The organism is Malaciobacter halophilus (genome assembly GCF_002837275.1).
Taxonomy (GTDB): domain Bacteria; phylum Campylobacterota; class Campylobacteria; order Campylobacterales; family Arcobacteraceae; genus Malaciobacter; species Malaciobacter halophilus.
This window is the reverse complement of record NZ_NXIF01000052.1, coordinates 24,881-45,332: the sequence shown is the minus strand read 5'-3', so window position 1 is coordinate 45,332 and position 20,452 is coordinate 24,881. Positions and strand designations below refer to the sequence as shown.

Annotated in this window: 15 protein-coding genes; 14 read left to right on the top strand and 1 reads right to left on the bottom strand. The window is 27.2% G+C overall.

Annotated features, from left to right (window positions below; translation table 11 throughout):
- The 12 genes from CP960_RS13800 to CP960_RS12230 all read left to right on the top strand — a co-directional run.
- Positions 1 to 1,788: hypothetical protein (locus tag CP960_RS13800; RefSeq protein WP_101185779.1), on the top strand; the 1,788-nt coding region annotated here is incomplete at its 5' end.
- Entirely contained in the window at positions 1,788 to 2,537 is a 750-nt protein-coding gene (locus CP960_RS12280) for a flagellar biosynthetic protein FliR (RefSeq protein ID WP_101185778.1), read from the top strand. The genes CP960_RS13800 and CP960_RS12280, both read left to right, overlap by 1 nt.
- Positions 2,538 to 2,546: 9 nt before the next feature.
- Positions 2,547 to 3,599, top strand: coding sequence for a flagellar biosynthesis protein FlhB (gene flhB, locus CP960_RS12275; RefSeq protein ID WP_101185777.1), 1,053 nt, complete (start codon positions 2,547 to 2,549; stop codon positions 3,597 to 3,599).
- 4 nt (positions 3,600 to 3,603) lie between these two features.
- Positions 3,604 to 5,601, top strand: coding sequence for a tetratricopeptide repeat protein (locus CP960_RS12270; protein WP_101185776.1), 1,998 nt, complete (start codon positions 3,604 to 3,606; stop codon positions 5,599 to 5,601).
- On the top strand, positions 5,601 to 6,905 hold the full coding sequence (gene fliI, locus CP960_RS12265; protein ID WP_191321643.1) for a flagellar protein export ATPase FliI: 1,305 nt from the start codon (positions 5,601 to 5,603) through the stop codon (positions 6,903 to 6,905). Before CP960_RS12270 ends, fliI begins: the two co-directional genes overlap by 1 nt.
- Positions 6,902 to 8,047 (top strand): flagellar hook-associated protein FlgL, encoded by a 1,146-nt coding sequence (gene flgL / locus CP960_RS12260; protein WP_101185774.1) that lies wholly within the window; start codon positions 6,902 to 6,904, stop codon positions 8,045 to 8,047. Before fliI ends, flgL begins: the two co-directional genes overlap by 4 nt.
- Positions 8,048 to 8,059: 12 nt before the next feature.
- Positions 8,060 to 10,177: a flagellar biosynthesis protein FlhA gene (flhA, locus tag CP960_RS12255; RefSeq protein WP_101185773.1), complete on the top strand. Its 2,118-nt coding sequence runs from the start codon at positions 8,060 to 8,062 to the stop codon at positions 10,175 to 10,177.
- On the top strand, positions 10,177 to 11,637 hold the full coding sequence (locus tag CP960_RS12250) for a BatD family protein (RefSeq protein ID WP_101185772.1): 1,461 nt from the start codon (positions 10,177 to 10,179) through the stop codon (positions 11,635 to 11,637). Before flhA ends, CP960_RS12250 begins: the two co-directional genes overlap by 1 nt.
- Entirely contained in the window at positions 11,634 to 12,341 is a 708-nt protein-coding gene (locus CP960_RS12245; protein WP_101185771.1) for an efflux RND transporter periplasmic adaptor subunit, read from the top strand. Before CP960_RS12250 ends, CP960_RS12245 begins: the two co-directional genes overlap by 4 nt.
- Positions 12,328 to 14,037: a molybdopterin-dependent oxidoreductase gene (locus CP960_RS12240; protein ID WP_101185770.1), complete on the top strand. Its 1,710-nt coding sequence runs from the start codon at positions 12,328 to 12,330 to the stop codon at positions 14,035 to 14,037. The genes CP960_RS12245 and CP960_RS12240 overlap by 14 nt, the downstream gene beginning before the upstream one ends.
- Complete coding sequence (locus tag CP960_RS12235; protein WP_101185769.1) at positions 14,024 to 15,205, top strand: MFS transporter; 1,182 nt, start codon at positions 14,024 to 14,026, stop codon at positions 15,203 to 15,205. Before CP960_RS12240 ends, CP960_RS12235 begins: the two co-directional genes overlap by 14 nt.
- Positions 15,206 to 15,223: 18 nt before the next feature.
- Positions 15,224 to 17,215: a sensor histidine kinase gene (locus CP960_RS12230; RefSeq protein ID WP_101185768.1), complete on the top strand. Its 1,992-nt coding sequence runs from the start codon at positions 15,224 to 15,226 to the stop codon at positions 17,213 to 17,215.
- Here the strand turns inward: CP960_RS12230 and bioD are convergent.
- Positions 17,187 to 17,822, bottom strand: a complete 636-nt coding sequence (gene bioD / locus CP960_RS12225) for a dethiobiotin synthase (RefSeq protein ID WP_101185767.1) — start codon at positions 17,820 to 17,822, stop codon at positions 17,187 to 17,189. The genes CP960_RS12230 and bioD overlap by 29 nt on opposite strands.
- A 60-nt stretch (positions 17,823 to 17,882) precedes the next feature.
- Here bioD and clpS point away from each other — a divergent pair, with 60 nt between their 5' ends.
- Both clpS and clpA read left to right on the top strand, forming a co-directional pair.
- Positions 17,883 to 18,182: an ATP-dependent Clp protease adapter ClpS gene (gene clpS, locus CP960_RS12220; protein WP_101185766.1), complete on the top strand. Its 300-nt coding sequence runs from the start codon at positions 17,883 to 17,885 to the stop codon at positions 18,180 to 18,182.
- A gap of 9 nt (positions 18,183 to 18,191) precedes the next feature.
- Complete coding sequence (gene clpA, locus CP960_RS12215) at positions 18,192 to 20,396, top strand: ATP-dependent Clp protease ATP-binding subunit ClpA (protein WP_101185765.1); 2,205 nt, start codon at positions 18,192 to 18,194, stop codon at positions 20,394 to 20,396.
- The last annotated feature ends 56 nt before the right edge of the window (positions 20,397 to 20,452 follow it).

Sequence of the window (20,452 nt, the reverse complement as noted above, 5' to 3'; positions counted from 1 at the left end):
AATAACGATACAACTAGTGAAAGTAAAGATGCTGAAAAAGTGTCTAAAAAAGATACTGAAAAAGCTATTGACTCTTTAGTTAAAGATAATAAAACAGAAAATAAAACTACAACAAATTTAGAACAAAATGTAGAAAATAGCAAAAAACTAAATAGTTTAGAAAATGAAAATAAAGTTGATATAAATAGTAAATCCAAAATAAATACAAATGAAGAAAAAACTCAAAACCCTTCTATTTTACAAAATTTAAAAGAGAGTAAACAAGAGCAAGATAATATAGATACTAAGCCTAATAATACTAATTTAGATAGTAACAAAACAGTAAAATCAGATGAAGTGATTATTGATGATAAAAAGCAAATAAAACAAAATAGTAAAGTTGATAATACTTCTAATACTCAAAATATTGAAACTTCTACAAAAAAAGTTGATTCTGAAAATTTAATAGATAAAAAAAATGTTGATTCTACTAAAGAAAAATCAGTAAATATTAGTGATGATAAAAAAACAAATGACACTAAAATTGAAGCTTCTACATCAAATGAAAAGCAAGATATAAAAAATGATAGTAAAAAGACTCAAGAAAATGTTGTAGATATAAAAAAACAAGATGTAAAGCAACAAACTGAAAAACAAGTTCAAACTACAAAATTAGATACTAATTTATCAGTAGAAGATACAAAAAATGCCTCTGAAAATAGTAGTTTATCTACAAATACAAAAAATGAAAAAGTTGCACAAGAGTTATCAAAACTAGATAATAAAACTTCAACTCAAAATCAAAAAGTTGAAACTACAAATTTAGATTTAAAACAAGAAAATAGTATACAAAATAGTGCAAAAGAAAAAGAACCAAAAAGTTTAATGGATAAACTTTTGGAAGAATCAAAAGCTTTAAATAAAGATGAAGTAGTTGAAACAAAAAGAGTTGAAGTTGAACAACAAAAAAGCTCTTTAAATAGTAGAAATGATGTCTTAACAAATATATATTTAAGTTCACAAAAAAATAGTATTGCAAGTCAATCAATTATTGCTAAACATGAAGGTGTTAAGATTGCAAAAGAGGCCAAAGGTATTGAAGATGTTAAAACTAGTGCTAAACAGCTTGATTTAGAATTACAAGAAGCAAAAGTTGAAATAAAAGATAATACACAAAAACAGATTCAAAAAAATGATTTATTAGAGAAGTTTACAACAAATAAAAATATGATGCAAGAGATTACAAATAATAATACATCAAATGCACAAGCATCTTCAAGTGCTAGTACAAAAGCAAATGAAGGAGTAGATGTAAATATAAATGTGCCAAATAATTTAGCTATGAGTATTCAAAGTAGAATTATTGGTGCACAACAACAAATGTCTTCAATGATGTCTGATGTTGCTAGAAGTATGTATGAAAACTATAAACCACCTGTAACTGCTTTTAGGATTAATCTTTTACCTGCACAATTAGGTTCAATTGCTATATTAATGAAAAGTGATAGAGATTCAAATGGAATTAATATTAGTTTAAATATTTCAAATTCATCTACTTTAGATGCTTTTGCAAATAATGAAACAGGTTTAAGAAATGCTTTATTAAAAAGTTTTGATTCCGATACAGAGTTTAACTTGAGTTTTGCTTCAGATGATAGTACAAGTTCAGATAGCCAAAGTCAAGATAGTAACTCTTCTAATCAACAACAAAACCAACAAAATAGAAGAGAAACTCCTTCTTCAACTGATATATTAAACTCTTTGAATAATTCAAATAAAAAAACTGAAGAAAGTTCACACTATATGTAATGGAAGCTTTCTTATCTTTACTTAATGAAGCTGTTGTAATAAAATTTGCCTTACTTCTTGCAAGAATTTTGTCTTTTGTTGCTTTTATGCCTGTATATGGACATACTTCAGTAAGTCCAAGAGTAAGGGTAACTTTTGCTTTTTTTATTACTATTTTTTTATTTCCAATTGTTGAAGTAACAAATCCAATAACTAAAGATATGTTTGCTCTTTCTTTAATAAGTGAGATTACGCTTGGAGCTGTTGCTGCATTTTTTGTTCATGTGATTTTTTCAGCTGTTAGAATAATGGGAGAGTTAATTGAGTATTCAACTGCTTTATCTATGGCAAATATGTTTGACCCAGCTACTGGTACACAAGAGGGTGTTGTAAATAGATTTCTTTATTTAGTTGCATTGGTTTTATTTTTTGAAACAGGAATGTATGAAATGACTTTTGTTATTTTAGTTAAAAGTTTTTCAATTATTCATTTAGGTTATTTTGATATATTCTCTTATGATGGAATACAAATAATAATTGATGAAATAAATAGACTTTTTGCTTTTGCTTTTGCTTTTGCTTTACCTTTGTTTTTTATTGCTTTTATACTTGATTTATATTATGGTTATGGTACTAGGTCAATGCCTGCATTTTCACCATTTGTTATTACGTTTCAGTTGAAGTTTGCAGTAATTTTTCTATTTTTAATATTTGGAATGGAGATATTTACTCACTCTTTTACAAATTTTTTTATTAGTAAATTTCAGTAAGGTTAGATAATGGCTGATGAAGATGAAAAAACCGAAGAACCCACACCTAAAAAGATTGAAGATGCCAAAAAAGAGGGTAATGTTAACAAATCTATGGAAGTTACAGGAGCAGCAATTTTGTTCTTTGGCTCTATTTATTTAGTGTTTTTTTCTGGTCATTTTTGGACACAGATAAAAAAACTAATGTTATACTCTTATGGTTTTATCGGTCAAGAACTAGATTCAAATGTATATTTTACTTTAACGTACACTATTACAATGACTATGATTTCAGCATTAGCTCCATTGTTTGCTTTGGTTGTATTATTAACTTTAATAACAAATTGGACTCAATTTGGTTTTGTTGTAACCCCTTTAAAGTTTGATTTACAAAAACTTGACCCAATAAAGGGATTTGGAAATATATTTGGTTTAAAAAAAGCAGTTGAGTCTTTAAAATTAACAATGAAACTCATAATAATCATGGCAGTTATGGTTGTTGTTGTTCTTTTAACAGGAGAAGACTACCTTGCTATGATGGATATGTCTTTATATGCAGCTTTAGATAAAATGGTCAATTTAATCGTTATTTTCTTAGCAACTATATTATTAATTATAATAATTTTTGCTATAATGGATTTCTTCTTTACTAAATATTATTATTTAAAATCATTAAGAATGAGTAAACAAGAGATTAAAGATGAGTTTAAAAATATGGACGGGGACCCACAAGTAAAAGGTCGTATTAGAAAAATACAGATGGAAATGTCCATGAAAAGAATGATGTCAGATGTTCCTGATGCAGATGTTGTGATTACTAATCCTACTCACTATGCAGTTGCATTAAAGTATGATAATCAAGTAGATGCAGCACCTAAAATGATTGCAAAAGGTATTGACTTCATTGCGTTAAGAATAAAAGATGTAGCAAAGGATAATGATATTCCTATTATTGAGAATCCTGCTTTAGCAAGATCTTTATATAATCAAATTGAGATATCTCAAGAGATACCTTCGGAGTTTTATAAAGCAATTGCAGAGATATTTGCTTATGTATTTGAATTAAAAAAGAAAAAAAGGTAATTAGTTGAAAAGTATTATAATTTTGTTTTTATTAATATCTTTTTCTTTTGCAAAAAAAGATTTTTATTATAGTTTTATTAATTCTGCAAATGAACAGATTTCACAAGAAAGAAAACAAGCAATTACAAATGGATTTGATATTATTGAAAATGTAAAGATGCTTGCTAAAAAAGGCAAGGTTGATGATGCATATCAACAAATAAAAGATTTTAAAAATAAAAATAAAATAAAAATACTTGAATCTGATATATATATTTTATATGCAGAATTATCAATTAAGAAAAAATCAAAAAGATTTATTTTAGACGCGGTAAATGAATTAGAAACAGCTATAAATAGCTCAAAAATTAGAGAAGACCAACTTGCAAAAGCTTATATGCTTTTAGTTGATTTAAAACTATACTCAAATAAAGTAAGTGAAGCTAAATATTTTGCAGATATTATAGTAAATAGCTTTAATGATAATTTGACAAAAGCTTATGGAAAAATTCAATTAGCAAAAGTTCATAGATTTCAATATAAATATGAAAAAGCAGAAAGAATTTTGTATGAAGTACTTACTAAAACAACTGATATTTTAGTAGCTACTATTGTTGCTGATGAGCTTTTTGATGTTTATATTTTAGATAATAAATATGATGAAGCTTATGAGTTAATTACTAAAGTTTTAGATAAAAATATTGATTATTATGCCACAGATTCATATATTGCTTTGGAAAAAGTAGATAAATTGATAAATGCTCAAATGCCAGAGTTTGCTGTTAAGATTTTAACTGAATTAATTAAGAGAGCCGATGATAAACAAGCAATTGAAGACTTTAAGTTTAAGTTAGCAAATACTTATATGTTAATGTATGAAGGTACGCCTAAATATTTAATAAAAGCAAGAACTCTTTATGAAGATATATTAAATAAGTTTCCAAATGGAATGTATGTTGATAAAGCTAAAATGTATATTGATGAGATTTTTATGAGAGAGGGTAAAATTGACCCAAATGTAGTTTCAAACAAATATCCAAATTCAGAATCTATGCAACAAAAAGTTTTATTACAAGAACTTTTAAATGAAAAAAGAGATAAAAAGTATAAAATGATATTAAGAAAAAAAAGAGTGTATAGTAAAATCTCTAATTCAATTGCTAAAAGATTTGGTTATGATAGTATGAATGCAATATTTGATGTTGTAAATATTGAGATGATTAAGCAGTATTTAGAAGAAGGAAAATGTGCTCAATTAAAAGATACTCTTAAAACTTCAAGAAGAGAAACCTTGCAAAAACTTATTGATGATGTTGATACAAAAGAGCAGTTTTTTCAATGTATGGTTCAAGAGCCTTATGAAAGAGCTTATATGCTTATGAAAGATGCTTTTAATAGAAGTAGAGATGCTCAAATATATTTGTATTTAGAACGTATGGCTTATAAATTAGGTTTATTAGATGAAGCTATGGGCTTTTCTGCAAAAGTAGAGATGGTAAATGATAAAGATGTTTTAGCAAAAGAGTTTTTATATAGATTTTTGATTTTAAATGCAAAAAATGAACCTATATCTATGAAAAGATTTTATGCATATGCAGATAATAATAAAGATTATATAGAAGCAAACAAAGATAATCCTTTGATTATTGACTTTTACTATCAATACTATTTATATCTATTAAATAATGATAAAAAACAAGAAGCAATAGATATATTAAATAGATTATATATAAAACAAAAAGATATAAAAGCTAGGGTTTATTCTCCTTTTGTAGAGCAAGAGTTAGCAAAATATGAGAAGAATAAAAATAATACAAAAAAGGCTTTAGATTATCTACTTGAAGGTTTAGATACAAATAGAAAAATAAAACCAAATGATTTAGCAAAATCATATTATGAAGTAATTAAAGCTTATGAAACATTAGGAAATACACAAAAAAAAGAGGAATATGTTAAGAAGTGTAAACAGATTCAAGGAACACAAGATAGTTTATATAAAAGAATGTGTGATGAGATGCAATAATGGATATTGATAGTTTATTAAATAGCATTGATAGTGCAAGTTTATCTATTCCTTTTGGACGAATTAAACATATTAGTACAACAACAATTGTAGCAACTGGTATTGAAGTTGCTGTTGGAGATATTGTAAAAATAGAGTCAGTTCAACATCTTTACACAGTTTTGGGAATGGTTGCTTCAATTGAAGCACAAGATTTTACTGTTGTTCCTTTCTCTTTTATTGAAGGATTTAAAATTCATGATAAGGTTTATTTGCAAAAAGAGGGGCTTAATGTAAAAGCTGGATATGGTCTTTTAGGAAGAGTTGTTAATGCTTTGGGAGAACCAATTGATGAAGGTGGAAAAATAAAAGATACTCCAGAGAATGCAGCCATAAATAAACTCTCTATGCCAGCACTTGAAAGGGGAATAATTAATCAAAGATTTTCAACTGGTGTTAAGGCAATTGATTCTATGCTTACAACAGGTAAAGGGCAAAAAGTAGGTATTTTTGCAGGTTCTGGAGTTGGTAAATCAACCTTAATGGGAATGATTGTAAAAGGTTGTGAAGCTCAGATAAAAGTTATTGCACTTATTGGTGAAAGAGGAAGAGAAATTCCAGAGTTCATTCACTTTAATTTAGGTGATAACTTAGAGAATACTATTATTGTAGCAGCCACTTCAGATGAATCAGCACTAATGCGTAAATATGGTGCTTTTACAGCAATGGCTATTGCAGAATTTTTTAGAGATAAAGGTCATGATGTTCTTTTAATGATGGACTCAGTTACAAGATTTGCAATGGCACAAAGAGAAATAGGTTTAAGTACTGGTGAACCACCAGTAAGTAGAGGTTATCCTCCATCAGTTTTTGCACTTCTTCCACAACTTATGGAAAGAGCAGGTAGTAATGCAAAAGGTTCAATTACTGCATTTTTTACTGTGTTAGTTGATGGTGATGATATGAATGACCCAATTGCAGACCAAAGTAGGTCAATTTTAGATGGTCACATTGTATTGACAAGAGATTTGACAGAGCAAGGATTTTATCCTCCAATTAACCTTTTAAAGTCTGCTTCAAGGGTAATGGATAAAGTTGTAGATGATAATCACTATAATTACTTTTTAAAGTTAAAAAGGGTATTATCTCTTATAAAAGAGAATGAGGTACTTGTTAGAGTAGGTGCATATAAAGCAGGAATGGATCCAGAGCTTGACAATGCGTTAGCTAAAAAAGAGAGAATAAGAGAGTTTCTTACTCAAGGCACTAAAGAACAATATACCTTTGAAGATATTGTTCGTATGCTTAAGGAGGTGCTACAATGATTAATAGTTTAAGTGAATCAATTTATAGATTAGATATTTTAAATGAAAAATATCAAAAATTAAGTTATCAACAAAGTACGGGAGCTAAGATTGATGATGGAAGTGATGACTCTTTAGTTTTTACTAAGCAGATTTATATTGAAGATAAAATCTCTGTATTTGAAGGGATTAAAAAACAAATAGAGATTACTGATGCACAAAATCAATCAGCTGATTCATCTATTGCTGAAATTAAAGACCTAATGAAAACAGTAAAATCTGAGATATTAAGGGCTTTAAATGATACAACAGAACCTGAATCAAAAAAAAGTATTGCAATTAGTCTTGAAGGTATAAAAAAGAATATTTTCTTATTTGCTAACGAACAAGCAAATGGAGAGTATTTATTTAGTGGTACTGATGGTACTCAGCCTCCTTTTCATCAAGACCCTACAACAGGAAAAATTACTTATGAAGGTAATGGATACTTAAAAAAAGTAGCTGTTGAAGAGGGTGCTTATAGACAAAGAGGTGTATCTGGTTTTGATTTGATGATGAATACTGTTAATGAAGCAGCAGTTGGGCAAAAATTAACATTTAGTGAAGAAAACAGAATTGTTGATAATGATGGGAATGAGTGGATACTAGACCCAGCAGTTCCTGAAATTGTAAAATATACAGAAATGGGTGCTACTACGGATACAATGCCTGTTACTGAAATTTTGCCTTCAACTACTCCAAAAACATATGAAACAACTGCACCAATTGGTACTCCAGGTCAAATTCTTGAAGCAAAAGAGAGTATTTTTGATGTTTTAGATAATGCAATTAATGCATTAAAACAAGTAGATTCTACTGGTGCACCAGTTAGCGAAGCGGATGCAGAAGCTGCATTAAGAAAGAGTTTAGAAGATGTAAATAAAGCCTATGATACAGTAAATATTGCACATACTGACTTAGGGGTTAGAAATAAAATTTTTGAAGTTTCATTAGAAAAAGTTTCAGCAAAATTAACACATTTTGATGTTCTTTATGTGGAAACTGCTGGAGCTGATGTAGCAAAAGTAGCAATGGAAGCAAAAGCATTAGAATTGACATATACATCGCTTTATACGACAATTAATAGAGCAAATGAAATGTCTTTAGTTAATTTTGTTAAATAGTTTTAGGTTTAAATGAATATAAGAAAGATACTGTCAAAAGACTTATTTGTTGTAGCACTATTTGTTGCTATATTAATGATTATTATTGTTCCTTTATCAAAAGGAGTATTAGATTTCTTTTTGGTAGTATCTTTATCTTTATCACTACTTATTTTATTAATTTCATTATATATACAAAGACCATCAGACCTTACAACATTCCCAACAATTATTTTAATATTAGCACTTTTTAGATTATCTTTAAATATTGCAACAACAAGGTCAATTTTAAGTGAAGGACACAATGGTCCAGAAGCTGTAAGTTCCATTATATCTGCATTTGGTGATTTTGTTGTTGGTGGTAATATGGTAATTGGGATAATAATCTTTATTATTTTGGTTCTTATTAACTTTATGGTTGTAACAAAAGGTGCCACAAGGGTTGCAGAAGTTACTGCAAGATTTACACTTGATTCAATGCCAGGTAAGCAAATGGCAATTGATGCAGATTTAAATGCTGGATTTATAGACGATAAAGAAGCACAAATAAGAAGAAAAGAATTAATTTCAGATGCAAACTTTTATGGGGCAATGGATGGTTCATCTAAGTTTGTTAAAGGTGATGCTGTTGCTGGTATTATTATTACTTTAGTAAACTTAATAGGTGGCTTGTTAATAGGACTATTTCAACATGATATGACAGTTTCTCAAAGTGGAGAAATATATACAATTTTAACTATTGGTGATGGTTTAGTAGCACAAATACCTGCACTTATTTTATCAACAGCAACTGCTATTATTATTACTCGTTCAAATATGGATGAGGATAGATTTGCAAATCAATCGGTTTTACAACTTGTAAAAGATAGTAAAGCTTTAATGCTTGTTGGTATTGGTATGATTCTTTTTGGTTTTGTTCCAGGTTTTCCTACTGGAATACTTTTACTAATGGGACTTTTACTAATGGCAACTAGTTATACTATTTTTATGATAGAAGACCAAAGAGACAATGCAATTACAAAGTTTTTTAAACCTCAAGCTCAAAAAGCAGCTACTTCAAAGACTTCAAAAAGTGTTGATGAGTTAAAAGAGATGAAAAAACAAAAAGCTCCAGATGAGAGTCAAGCTATTGAATCTATTATGAAAATGGAAGTATTAGAATTAAAACTTGGGTTTAGACTTTTACAATTAGTTCAAGGTGACTCTGAACTTCTTGATAAGATTAAAGGTATAAGAAAAACAATTGCTGCTGATTTGGGATTTATTATTCCACAAATTAGAATCTCAGATGATGCAAACTTATCTCAAAATGAGTATCAATTATATTTAAAAAGAATACCTATTGTAAAAGGTAGAGTTGAAATAGATAAACTTCTTGCAATGGGTGGAATTGGAAATGAAAAGCTAAAAGGCTTACATGTAAAAGAGCCTGTATTTAACCTTGATGCTACTTGGATTACTCAAGAGCTTAAAGAAGAGGCATTAATGAAAGGTTTTACTGTTGTTGATGCTCCAACTATTATCTCTACACATATTTCAGAAATTATTAAAAAACATGCAGAAGATATTATTACAAGACAAGATATTGTTGATATTATTGAAGGCTTAAAAAAAGATTTTCCTATTGTTGTAGAAGAGGCTATGAAAGTTACTTCATATGGTTCTTTATTAAAAGTATGTAAAGATTTATTACATGAAAAAATACCAATTGTTGATATGCTTACAATTGTTGAGGCTATTGCAGATATTGCAGAGTTTACAAAAGCACCAGATGTATTACTTGAACATGTAAGAAGTAAACTTTATAGACTTATTACAGAAAGATTTAAAGATAATGATGGAACTTTGCATATTATTACTATAAAACCTGATTTAGAGCAACAATTTATAGGAAAACTTCAAGAACAGCATGGAGTTTCACAGCTGATGCTTTCAATTGCAGAGATTAATAATTTAGTGACAAAGACAAAAGAAGTAATTGAGCAAGTAGAAGCAAAAGGTTTTAGTAAAGTTGCAATGGTTGTTGACCCTCTTTTAAGAAAAAGAGTTTCAGAAATATATGAAAAGTTTGGTTTGCAAGTTGCTGTATTATCCCATGCAGAACTTGATTCAAGAGCAAACTTTGCAATTGAAGGAACAGTAGAGTTTTAATGATGAAATTAGTTAAGATAATAACTATTTTACTTTTTACTTTTTATTTTGCTTATGCTGATGTAAAACTTGATGCAAAATCTACTTTTGTAAAAGGCGAAGCATATACTTTTAAAATTATTGCAACAGGTAAAGATATACAGTTCGCAAATATAGAAAAGATAGATAATCAACCAGTTGATGTTATTTCAACTCAAAATGTAGTTAATATTATAAATTCAAAAATGCAAAAAAAGATAATAAAAGTCTTTAGATTTTTCCCAACTTCTAGTTTTACAATTCCATCTTTTAATTTTACTATTGATAATAAACAGTATAAAACAGACTCTAAAAAAGTTGAGCAAAAAGAGCTTAAAAAGAGTAATTTAAGTTATGCAGACTTTGAAATAAGCACATCAAAGTCATCTGTATATGTAGCTCAAGGATTTAAATTAAAAGTGAAATTTAAATATTTAGAAGAGTTAAATGTACAAGACTTATCAATTTCAAATGCAGATTTTAAAGATTTTTGGTATAAACAAACAGATAATTCAAAACAGTATAAAGAAGATGGATTTATTGTAAATGAGTTAGAATTTTTGCTATTTGCTCAAAAAAGTGGGAAATTAAGGATTGAACCTTTTAAGATTATAATGAAATTGTTAGATTTAAACTCAAGTAGCTTTTTTAATAGTAGTTACTCAACAAGGCAAATATACTCTAATTCTTTAACTATTGATGTAAAACCTTTACCTGAAAATATCAATTTAATGGGTGATTTTAATATTAAAACATCTATTGATAATTTAAGTATTAACCAAGGTGATGCAGTATCTTATAAAGTAGAAGTTAGTGGATATGGAAATATTGATGATATTAAAGATTTTAAACTTCAAATAGAAGATGCACAGGTTTTTGAAAATAAGCCTAAAATAGATACAAAAATTGAAGATGGAAAACTTTATGGAACATATGAAAAAAGCTTTTCTATTGTTCCTAGCAAAACTATTGATATTAAGCCTTTAACTTTAAAGTATTTTGATGCTAAAACAAAAAAAGTAATTACTAAAAAAACAAAGAGTTATAAAATCAATGTTAAACAAAAAAGTTCAAAACGACCAGAACTTTTAACGGCAAAACAAACAGAAGTTGTAAAAAAAGAGATTATAAAATCATCAATAAAAGATAAGATAATATTTTTCTTATTAGGTTGCGTTTTTGCACTATTAATAGTTTATTTATATAACTATGTTATAAATAAAAGATTTAAAAAGCAAAAAGAGAGTAATCTTTTAACAAAAATAAAAACTTCAAAAACAGCTAGTGAGTTAATCAAAGTATTGGCTTTTATGATAAAAAAAGATGATAATTTAGATAAATTGATATTTAAACTACAAAATATAGATAATATACATGAGTTTAAAAGTATAAAAAAAGAGATTTATTTACTTGTTAAAGAGATTGAAAAAGGGAAAAAATGAGATATTTATTAGCATTTATTATTACTGCAAATTTAGCATTTGCATCAGTTTTTTATGCAAAGTTAGAACCAATAAATAGCTATAAAGTAAAATCTAGTGTAAGTGGTAAAGTAATTTTTTCAAACGAAGAAATAGAGGGAAAAAGAGCAGCAAACTCTACAATTATTGAAATTGATTCATATGTTGATAAAGTTGATTTAAAGCAGACACAAAAAAAATTGCAAGCTGTTAATAGTATGATTGAGATTGAAAAAAGAAACTATGAAAGAATGAATAGAGTTTCATCAAAATCTGAATTTGAAAAAGATAATCAAAAAATAAAAGTTATAAATCTTGAAACAACAAAAGCAGATATTGAGATAAAAATTGCAAATTTAAAAGATAGTATTAAAAATAAAAAACTCATTGAAAAAAGTAATTATATTTACAACATTAATGTAAAAAAAGATGACTATGTAACTCCTGGAACACTACTTTATGAAGCAAAAGATTTAAGTAAAGGAAAACTAGAGATATTTATTCCTATTGAAGATATAGAAACTATCAAAACAAAAGATATTTATATTGATGATAAAAAGAGTGATTTAAAAATCGCTAAAATATATGATGTTGCAGATAGTGAGCATATTTCTTCTTATAAAGTAGAATTACATATAAAAGATGTAAAAAAATTCTCAAGGTTAGTAAAAATTGAGTTTAGATAATAAAACTATAGCATGTCCACTTGACTGTTATGATACATGTGAAGCTATTGTTGTTGATGGTAAAATAAGAGGAAATAAAGGACATTTTCCAACTGATGGAAAACTTTGTGCAAATTTTGTTGCATGTTTAAAATCAGAATATTTACAAACACCTTTGTATAATAAACAAAATATATCTTTATCAAAAGTCTTAGATATTTTAGTTCAAAAGCTAAAAAATACAGAAGCTAAAAACACACTTTTTTATAAAGGAAGTGGTAATTTAGGAGTAATGCAAAGTAGTCTAAAAAGCTTTTTTGCAAAATATGGTTCTACTTTAACTCAAGGAAGTTTATGTGATGGTGGAGGTGGTGAAGGTATAAAAGCTACAAGAGGTGAGGTTGTAAATCCTCCCCTTGAAAATCTTTTAACAGCAGATGTAATTATTGTATGGGGAAGAAACTTCTCTGTTACTTCCTCTCATATGTATAATTTAGTAAAAGATAAAACTTTTATTACAATTGATCCTATAAAAACTCATATTGCAAAAAATTCTGATTTACATTTAGCTTTGAATCCTAAAACTGATTATGAACTTGCTTTATTGCTTACAAGATTTGCGTATATGCAAGATATGGAAGATGAAGAGTTTTGTCAAAGATTTGAAACAAGTGAAGAGTTTTTTGATTTAGCTAAAAGTAGGCCAATTATCTCTTATGAAGAAGCAACAGGAGTAAGTTTAGAAGATGTAAATAGATTCTTTGAAATTATAGAAAATAAAAAAGTTGCTTTAGTTTTAGGACTTGGAGTTCAAAAATATTATGAAGGTGCTAATATAACTAGATGTATAGACTCTTTTGCAGCTTTTTTAGGATTGCACAATAGTTCTAAACATAGTGGAGTTTGGTATTTAAGTAACTCAATGTATGGATATGAAAAGCAGTTTGATACAACTTCTAGTTTAGAAAAAGAAGATGTAAGTCAAGTTGATTTTTCTAAGTATGAATTAGTATTTATTCAAGGTGCTAATCCAGTTGTTAGTGCTCCTAATACAAGAAGAGTTATTGAAGGATTAAAAAATAGTTTTGTTGTTTTTATGGGAACAACTTATAATGATACTTGTGAATATGCAGATTTGATTATTCCTTCTTGCTCTTTTTTACAAAAAGAGGATATTCGTCTTTCTTATGGACATCAATATAAAGCTTTTTCAAATAAAATAGATGAGCCTTCAACTAATACAATAAGTGAGTATGATTTAACTAAGTATCTATTTGAAATTTTTGGATTTGAAGGTTTAAAAGAGCAAAAAGAGGTTTTAGAATATTATAAAACAACAGATATAAAAGAGTATAAATTTGAAAATTTTGAGTTTATAGATGATATTGAAATTGAGCATTTATATGAGCAAAAATTAGAAAATGAGTATTATTTTATAACTGCAAAACAAAAAAAGAGTCTAAATTCATCTTTTAAAATTGATAACTATTTATATTTAAATCCAAAAAGCAATATAAAAGAGGGAAGTAGAGTAAAGCTTCGTTCAAAGTATGGTGAAGCTAGCTTTGAAGTGAAACTAACTAATGATGTAAAACCTAATTGTGTATTATGTTATGCTGGAAATAAGAAAGCTAACTATTTAACACCATATAAAAGTGATGAATCTTCTCATAGTGCAATGTATCAAGAGGTCTTAGTAAGTATTGAATTATCGTAAACTCTTCAAAGAACACAAAGTTATTCGTGATTTATCTTTGGTTCAATTTATCTCTTATTTTGGGGCATGGTTTTCTAATGTAGCAATTTATACAATGCTTGTAAATTTTGGCTCTTCTGCTTTAGCAATATCAGTTGTTACAGCAATGCATTTTCTACCAGCTGTATTAATAGCTCCTTTTTCTGGCGCTATAATTGATAGATTTAAAATAAAGCCTTTAATGCTTTTTTTACTTTTGGTTGAGTTTATTATGACTTTAAGTTTTTTACTTATTGATAGTAAAGAAGAGCTTTGGCTTTTACTTATTTTTATATTTATTAGAATGAGTAGTGCTTCAATGTTTTTTTCAACAGAGATGTCTTTATTGGCTAAGTTAGTTAAAGGAGCAGCTTTACAAAAAGCAAATGAAATTCACTCTATAATTTGGTCATTTTGTTATGCTTTTGGAATGGCAGTGAGTGGTGTCGTAGTTAATTATATTGGTGCTAAACCTGCAATTGTTATTGATTCGTTATTTTTTTTAACTGCTATTGTTGTATTTGCAAAGATTAATTTTGTAGTAAAAGAGTCTGAGATAAAAGATAGATTTTTTACTATTATAAAAGATGGATTTATTTATATAAAAAATAATAGAATTTTGCTTCATTTAATACTTCTTCATGCAAGTGTTGGTTTAACTTCATTTGATGCACTAGTAACGTTACTTGCTAAAAATGAGTATAAATATATCATTGCTGTACCTTTATCTATTGGTATTTCAAATGCAATAAGAGCTTTTGCTTTAATGATAGGACCATATTTTTTAGGACGCTTTGCGAATAGGGAAAATTTCTTTTATATTTTAATTTTTCAAGGCATTGGTATTGCTTTATGGGCTAGTTTGCAATTTGATTTTTATTATGCATTAATAGGGCTATTTTTTACAGGTTTTTTTACCACAGTTATTTGGTCTTATACATATGCGCTTTTACAAGAAAAATGTGAAGAGAGATATTTAGGAAGAGTTATATCTTATAATGATATGATATTTATGCTTTCAAATGTAGCTACAACAATTTTTATTGGTTTAATGGCAAGTTTAACTTCTCTTGATATAATAACATATATTATTTCATTTGGATTTATAATAGTTGCTTTTTACTATAAAAAGGTTTTACAATGGCTATAATTTGGTACTTTTCTTCTTATGTTTCAAGAAAAAAACTTATCTAAACTCATAATATTTACTCCAATAGTATTGATTATTTTGGTAACTACTTTAGTTACTTATACTCAAATTAGTCATTTAGAAACAAGATTTAATAAAGATAGTGCAAAATTAAAACAAAAACTTATTCAAGAAGAGAAAAATAAATTAGCTCAAAAAATCAATGGTTTAGATGATTATATTAATTATAAACAATCAACAACAAAAGAGCTTTTAAATAGGCAAATAAAAAAAAGAGTAGAAATTATTTATGATGTTGCTTTAAATAAATATAATACAAATACAGGAATAGTATCAAATGAAAAGATTAAAAAAGATTTAATTGAAGACCTATCTCAAATAACTTTTGAACATGGTACTTATTATTTTGTAAAAGAGTATAAAAATAATAAGATAATTCCTTTATTGTATCCAGCAAAGAAAGAGTTTGTGGGAAAAGATATTTCAAATGTGAAAGATAAAGAACATCAAAGTTTTTTACAAACTTGTAAAAAAATACTAAAAAAATCTAATGAAGGCTTTGTGGAGTATCTTTTACATAAACAGGATTTAAAAATCAAAGATTTCAATAAAATTTCTTATATAAAGAGATTTGAACCTTTTAATTGGTTGATTGGTTATGGAAAATATAAAATAGATATTGAAAATCAGATTAAAAGTGAAGTTTTAAATAGAGTCAATCTTCTAAAAGATAATAGTAATCAAACTATTTTTATATATGATAAAGATTTTAAAAATATAACAAATAACTATTTTAGTGGTTATTTTGTAGAAGAGTTAAGAAAAAAAGTAAATGAAAACTTTAAATATAAAAAGTACGATAAAATATACTTTTTTTGGACAAAGAATTATGAAAAGCTAATTTCATATAAATTTGTTAAGAAATGGGATTGGGTTATTTTTTCAAGTATTGATTTGAAAAATTTAGAAAATAGTATAATTGAAGTTTTAGGTACTAAAAAGCACGAAGAAGATAAGTTTATAAATTATAGTATTAAGATTGCATTTGTTGTTATTTTGTTTGGTTCATTACTAACACTATTTCTTTCAAAAAAAATTGAGATGTTATTTAAAGAGTATAAGACAAATATAGAAAGTCAAAAATCAGCACTTAAAAATATTAATGCAACGTTAGAATCAAAAGTAAATGATAAAACAAAGCAGTTAGAGAAATTGAATTTACAATTAAAAGAAAAAGTTGATATAGAAGTTCATAAGAATAGAAAAAAAGACCAAATGCTTTTTAATCAATCAAAAATGGCAAGTATGGGAGAGATGATAGGAAATATTGCTCATCAGTGGAGGCAACCTTTAAGTACAATAAGTACAGCAGCTAGTGGTATGTCTATAAAGATTGATTATAATCTTGCAACACAAGAGGAATTAAAAAAGGATTTAAAATCTATTGTTGATACAACTTTATATCTTTCTGAAACAATTGAAGATTTTAGAAGCTTTTTTAAAGCAACAAAAATTAAAAAGAGATTTTGTTTAGAAGAGTTAATAAAAAAAGATTTAAATATTATGCACTCATCTTTAAAAAACCATCATATAAAAGTGTTTAAAGAGTTGGAAAAAATTGAGTTATATACAATAGAAAATGAGTTGACTCAAGCAATTTTAAATATATTAACTAATGCAAAAGATGCACTTTTAGAAAAAGTAGATAATACTAAAGCAAAAAGATATATTTTTGTAAAAAGTTATAAAAAAGATGAGTATGTATATATTCAAATAAAAGATAATGCAGGTGGAATCAATAAAAAAATAATTGATAAGGTTTTTGAACCTTATTTTACTACAAAACATCAAAGTCAAGGTACAGGAATAGGACTTTATATGACAAGAGAGATAATTGTAAAGCATCTACATGGAGAAATTTTTGCTAAAAATGTTGAATTTAAGCATCAAGATGAGATTTATCTTGGTGCTTGTTTTGAGATTAAACTTCCTGTAAATAAGTTAACTTAGGAAAATAATCTTTTAAAAAAGGTAATGAAACCTCTTTGAAACTATCTTTATCTTCATATAAATTTATATAAAAATCAAAATCAATATCTTTTTGTTTTAAGGCATTTATACTTAGTAAAGTATCATTTATACAACCAAGTTTACTTGGCGTAATTAATATAGCTTTAGATTGAAATAGCTTAATTAAATCAATAATAAAAATATCTTTATCTACTGGAACCATTAATCCTCCAGCCCCTTCAATAATTAGTACATCACACTTTTGTTCTAGTTCTTTTTTCTTTTTTTGTAAAAAGTCAAAATCTAAAATAGTATCACCTTTTGCTACATAAGGAGCAGCAGGAAGTTTAAATTGATATGGTACTACATCATTTATGTGAAAATCAAATTGTGGATTTAGACTTTTTACTAATTTAAGCATAGCACTTCCATCAAGTGGTTTATTGTCAATAACTCCAGTTTCAAAAGGCTTAAAATAGCCAACTTTTAATCCTAAAGAACTTAAAAACTTCGCAAACTTGCTGCATGCGTAAGTTTTTCCAACATCTGTGTTAGTTGCACTTATAAATAAACTTTTATTTAAATAGTAATTTTTATCTTTTATCATTGTAATTTCTTTTTTGGTATAATATTATATATTTGATATTTTATCGAAAAAAGGTTTGAAGTGGCTAATGAATTTGAAGTAGAATTAGATAATGACGTAAAATTGGAAGAACCAAAAAAATATAAAGTATTTTTATTAAATGATGATTACTCAACAATGGATTTTGTAATAGATGTCTTAGTAAAAGTTTTTAGAAAGAGTCAAGATGAAGCGGCTCAAATTATGTTGAATATACATAATAAGGGCAAAGAGTTGTGTGGTGTATATACCCATGAAATTGCTGCTACAAAAGTTGCGCAAGTTACTACAATGGCAAGGGAGAAGGGATTTCCTTTAAAAGCTATTATGGAAGAAGAATAGGAATATATTATGATTAGTAATGAGTTAAGAAGTATATTTGCACAAGCTGTTAGTTATGCTAGGACAAGTAAGCATGAGTATTTGACTTTGGAGCATATTTTTTTGATGACTTTACATGATGAGGTTATTGAGAATTTATTAACAAATTTAGGTTTAAATACAGATGATTTATTTGAAAAGACAAAAAAATATATAGATAGTAATACTCCTTTATTACCACAAAGTGTGGAAGATGAGCCAATTGAGAGTATTACTTTAACTAAAACAATTGAACATATGGTTGCTCATACACAAGCAAGTGGAAAAAGAGATGCGGGTGTAGAGGATATGTTTGTAGCAATAATTAGGAATGAAAATAGCTATGCTTCATATCTTCTAAAATCTCATGGTATTCAAAAAGTGGATATTTTAGAAGAGATTTCTCACTCAGATATTTCTGATGAAACAGAAGATATAAGTGAGGAAAAAACATCTTCATCAAGTGTACTTGATAAAAATAGTGTTGAGTTAGTAGCCCTTGCAAAAAAAGGAGAAATTGACCCTGTAATAGGTAGAGAGAATGAAATCTCAAGAGTGATTCAGATTTTAAGTAGAAGAAAGAAAAATAACCCAATCCTAGTTGGTGAACCAGGTGTTGGTAAAACTGCAATTGCAGAAGGTTTGGCTTTAGAAATAGCAAATGAAAATGTACCTTCAAGTTTAGAAGATGCCAAAGTTTTCTCTTTAGATTTAGGTTCTTTATTGGCTGGAACTAAATACAGAGGAGATTTTGAAAAGAAATTAAAATCTTTATTAAAAGAGATTTCACAAGTTAATAATGCGATTTTATTTATTGATGAAATACATACTATTGTTGGAGCTGGAAGTGTAGGTGGAAGTGCAATGGATGCTTCAAATATATTAAAGCCTATGCTTTCAAATGGAAAATTAAGATGTATTGGAGCTACTACATTTGCTGAGTTTAGAAATGACTTTTCAAAAGATAAAGCATTAAGTAGAAGATTTGCAAAAGTAGATATTAATGAGCCTTCAATAGAAGATACTGTTCAGATTTTAGAAGGACTAAAATCAAAATATGAAGAGTTCCATGGAGTAAAATATAATAAAAACTCTATTGAATTAGCCGTTCAATTAAGTAAGAAATTTATAAATGATAGATTTTTACCTGATAGTGCAATTGATGTAATTGATGAAGTTGGTTCTTTAAAGAAAATAGAAAAAGATAATATAAAAAAAGCTGTAAATATTACAAAAGAGGATATTGAAAATACTATTTCAAAAATGGCACATATTCCTCCTAAATCAGCTACAAAATCTGATTTGTCTTTATTGAAATCATTAGAAAAAAATATGCAAAAAAGAGTATTTGGACAAGATAAAGCAATAACAACAATAGTAAAATCAATAAAAAGAAACAAAGCTGGACTTGGACTTGATAAAAAACCAATTGGAAGCTTTTTATTTACTGGGCCTACTGGTGTTGGTAAAACTGAAGTTGCAAAAGAGTTATCAACTCAATTGGGGATTCATTTTGAGAGATTTGATATGAGTGAATATATGGAGCCTCATACTATTTCTAGGCTTATAGGTGCACCAGCTGGATATGTTGGTTTTGAAAATGGTGGATTATTGACAGAAGCTATTAGAAAGCATCCACATTGTGTATTACTGCTTGATGAAATTGAAAAAGCACATCCTGATTTAATGTCAGTATTATTACAAGTTATGGATAATGCTGAACTTACTGATAATAATGGAAATAAAGCTGATTTTCAAAATGTAATTTTGATTATGACTTCAAATTTGGGTGCTAGTGAAGCTAATGTTATGGGATTTGCAAAAGATGACAAGCTAAATGAAGATAAGGCTATTAGTAAATTTTTTGCTCCTGAATTTAGAAATAGGCTTGATTCTACAATTACTTTTGATGCTCTTAGTATTGATATTGTTGCAAAAATTGCAGGTAAGTTTATTGAAGATTTACAAGAAAAATTAAGTGATAAGAAAGTAAAAATTTCTATTACAGCAAGAGCTAAAAAACAACTTGCAGTTTTAGGGTATGATAAAGCTATGGGCGCTAGACCATTAAGTAGAGTAATAAGTGAGAAAATTAAAGATAAATTGACTGATGAGATTCTATTTGGAAAGCTTAAAAAAGGTGGAGAAGTAAAAATCGATTTTGTAAAAGAAGAGTTTAATTTTAAGTATTTATAACTTTAAACTAACTTTTAGAAATGGTTTTTAAACTTATTTTAAAATTATTATAGGAT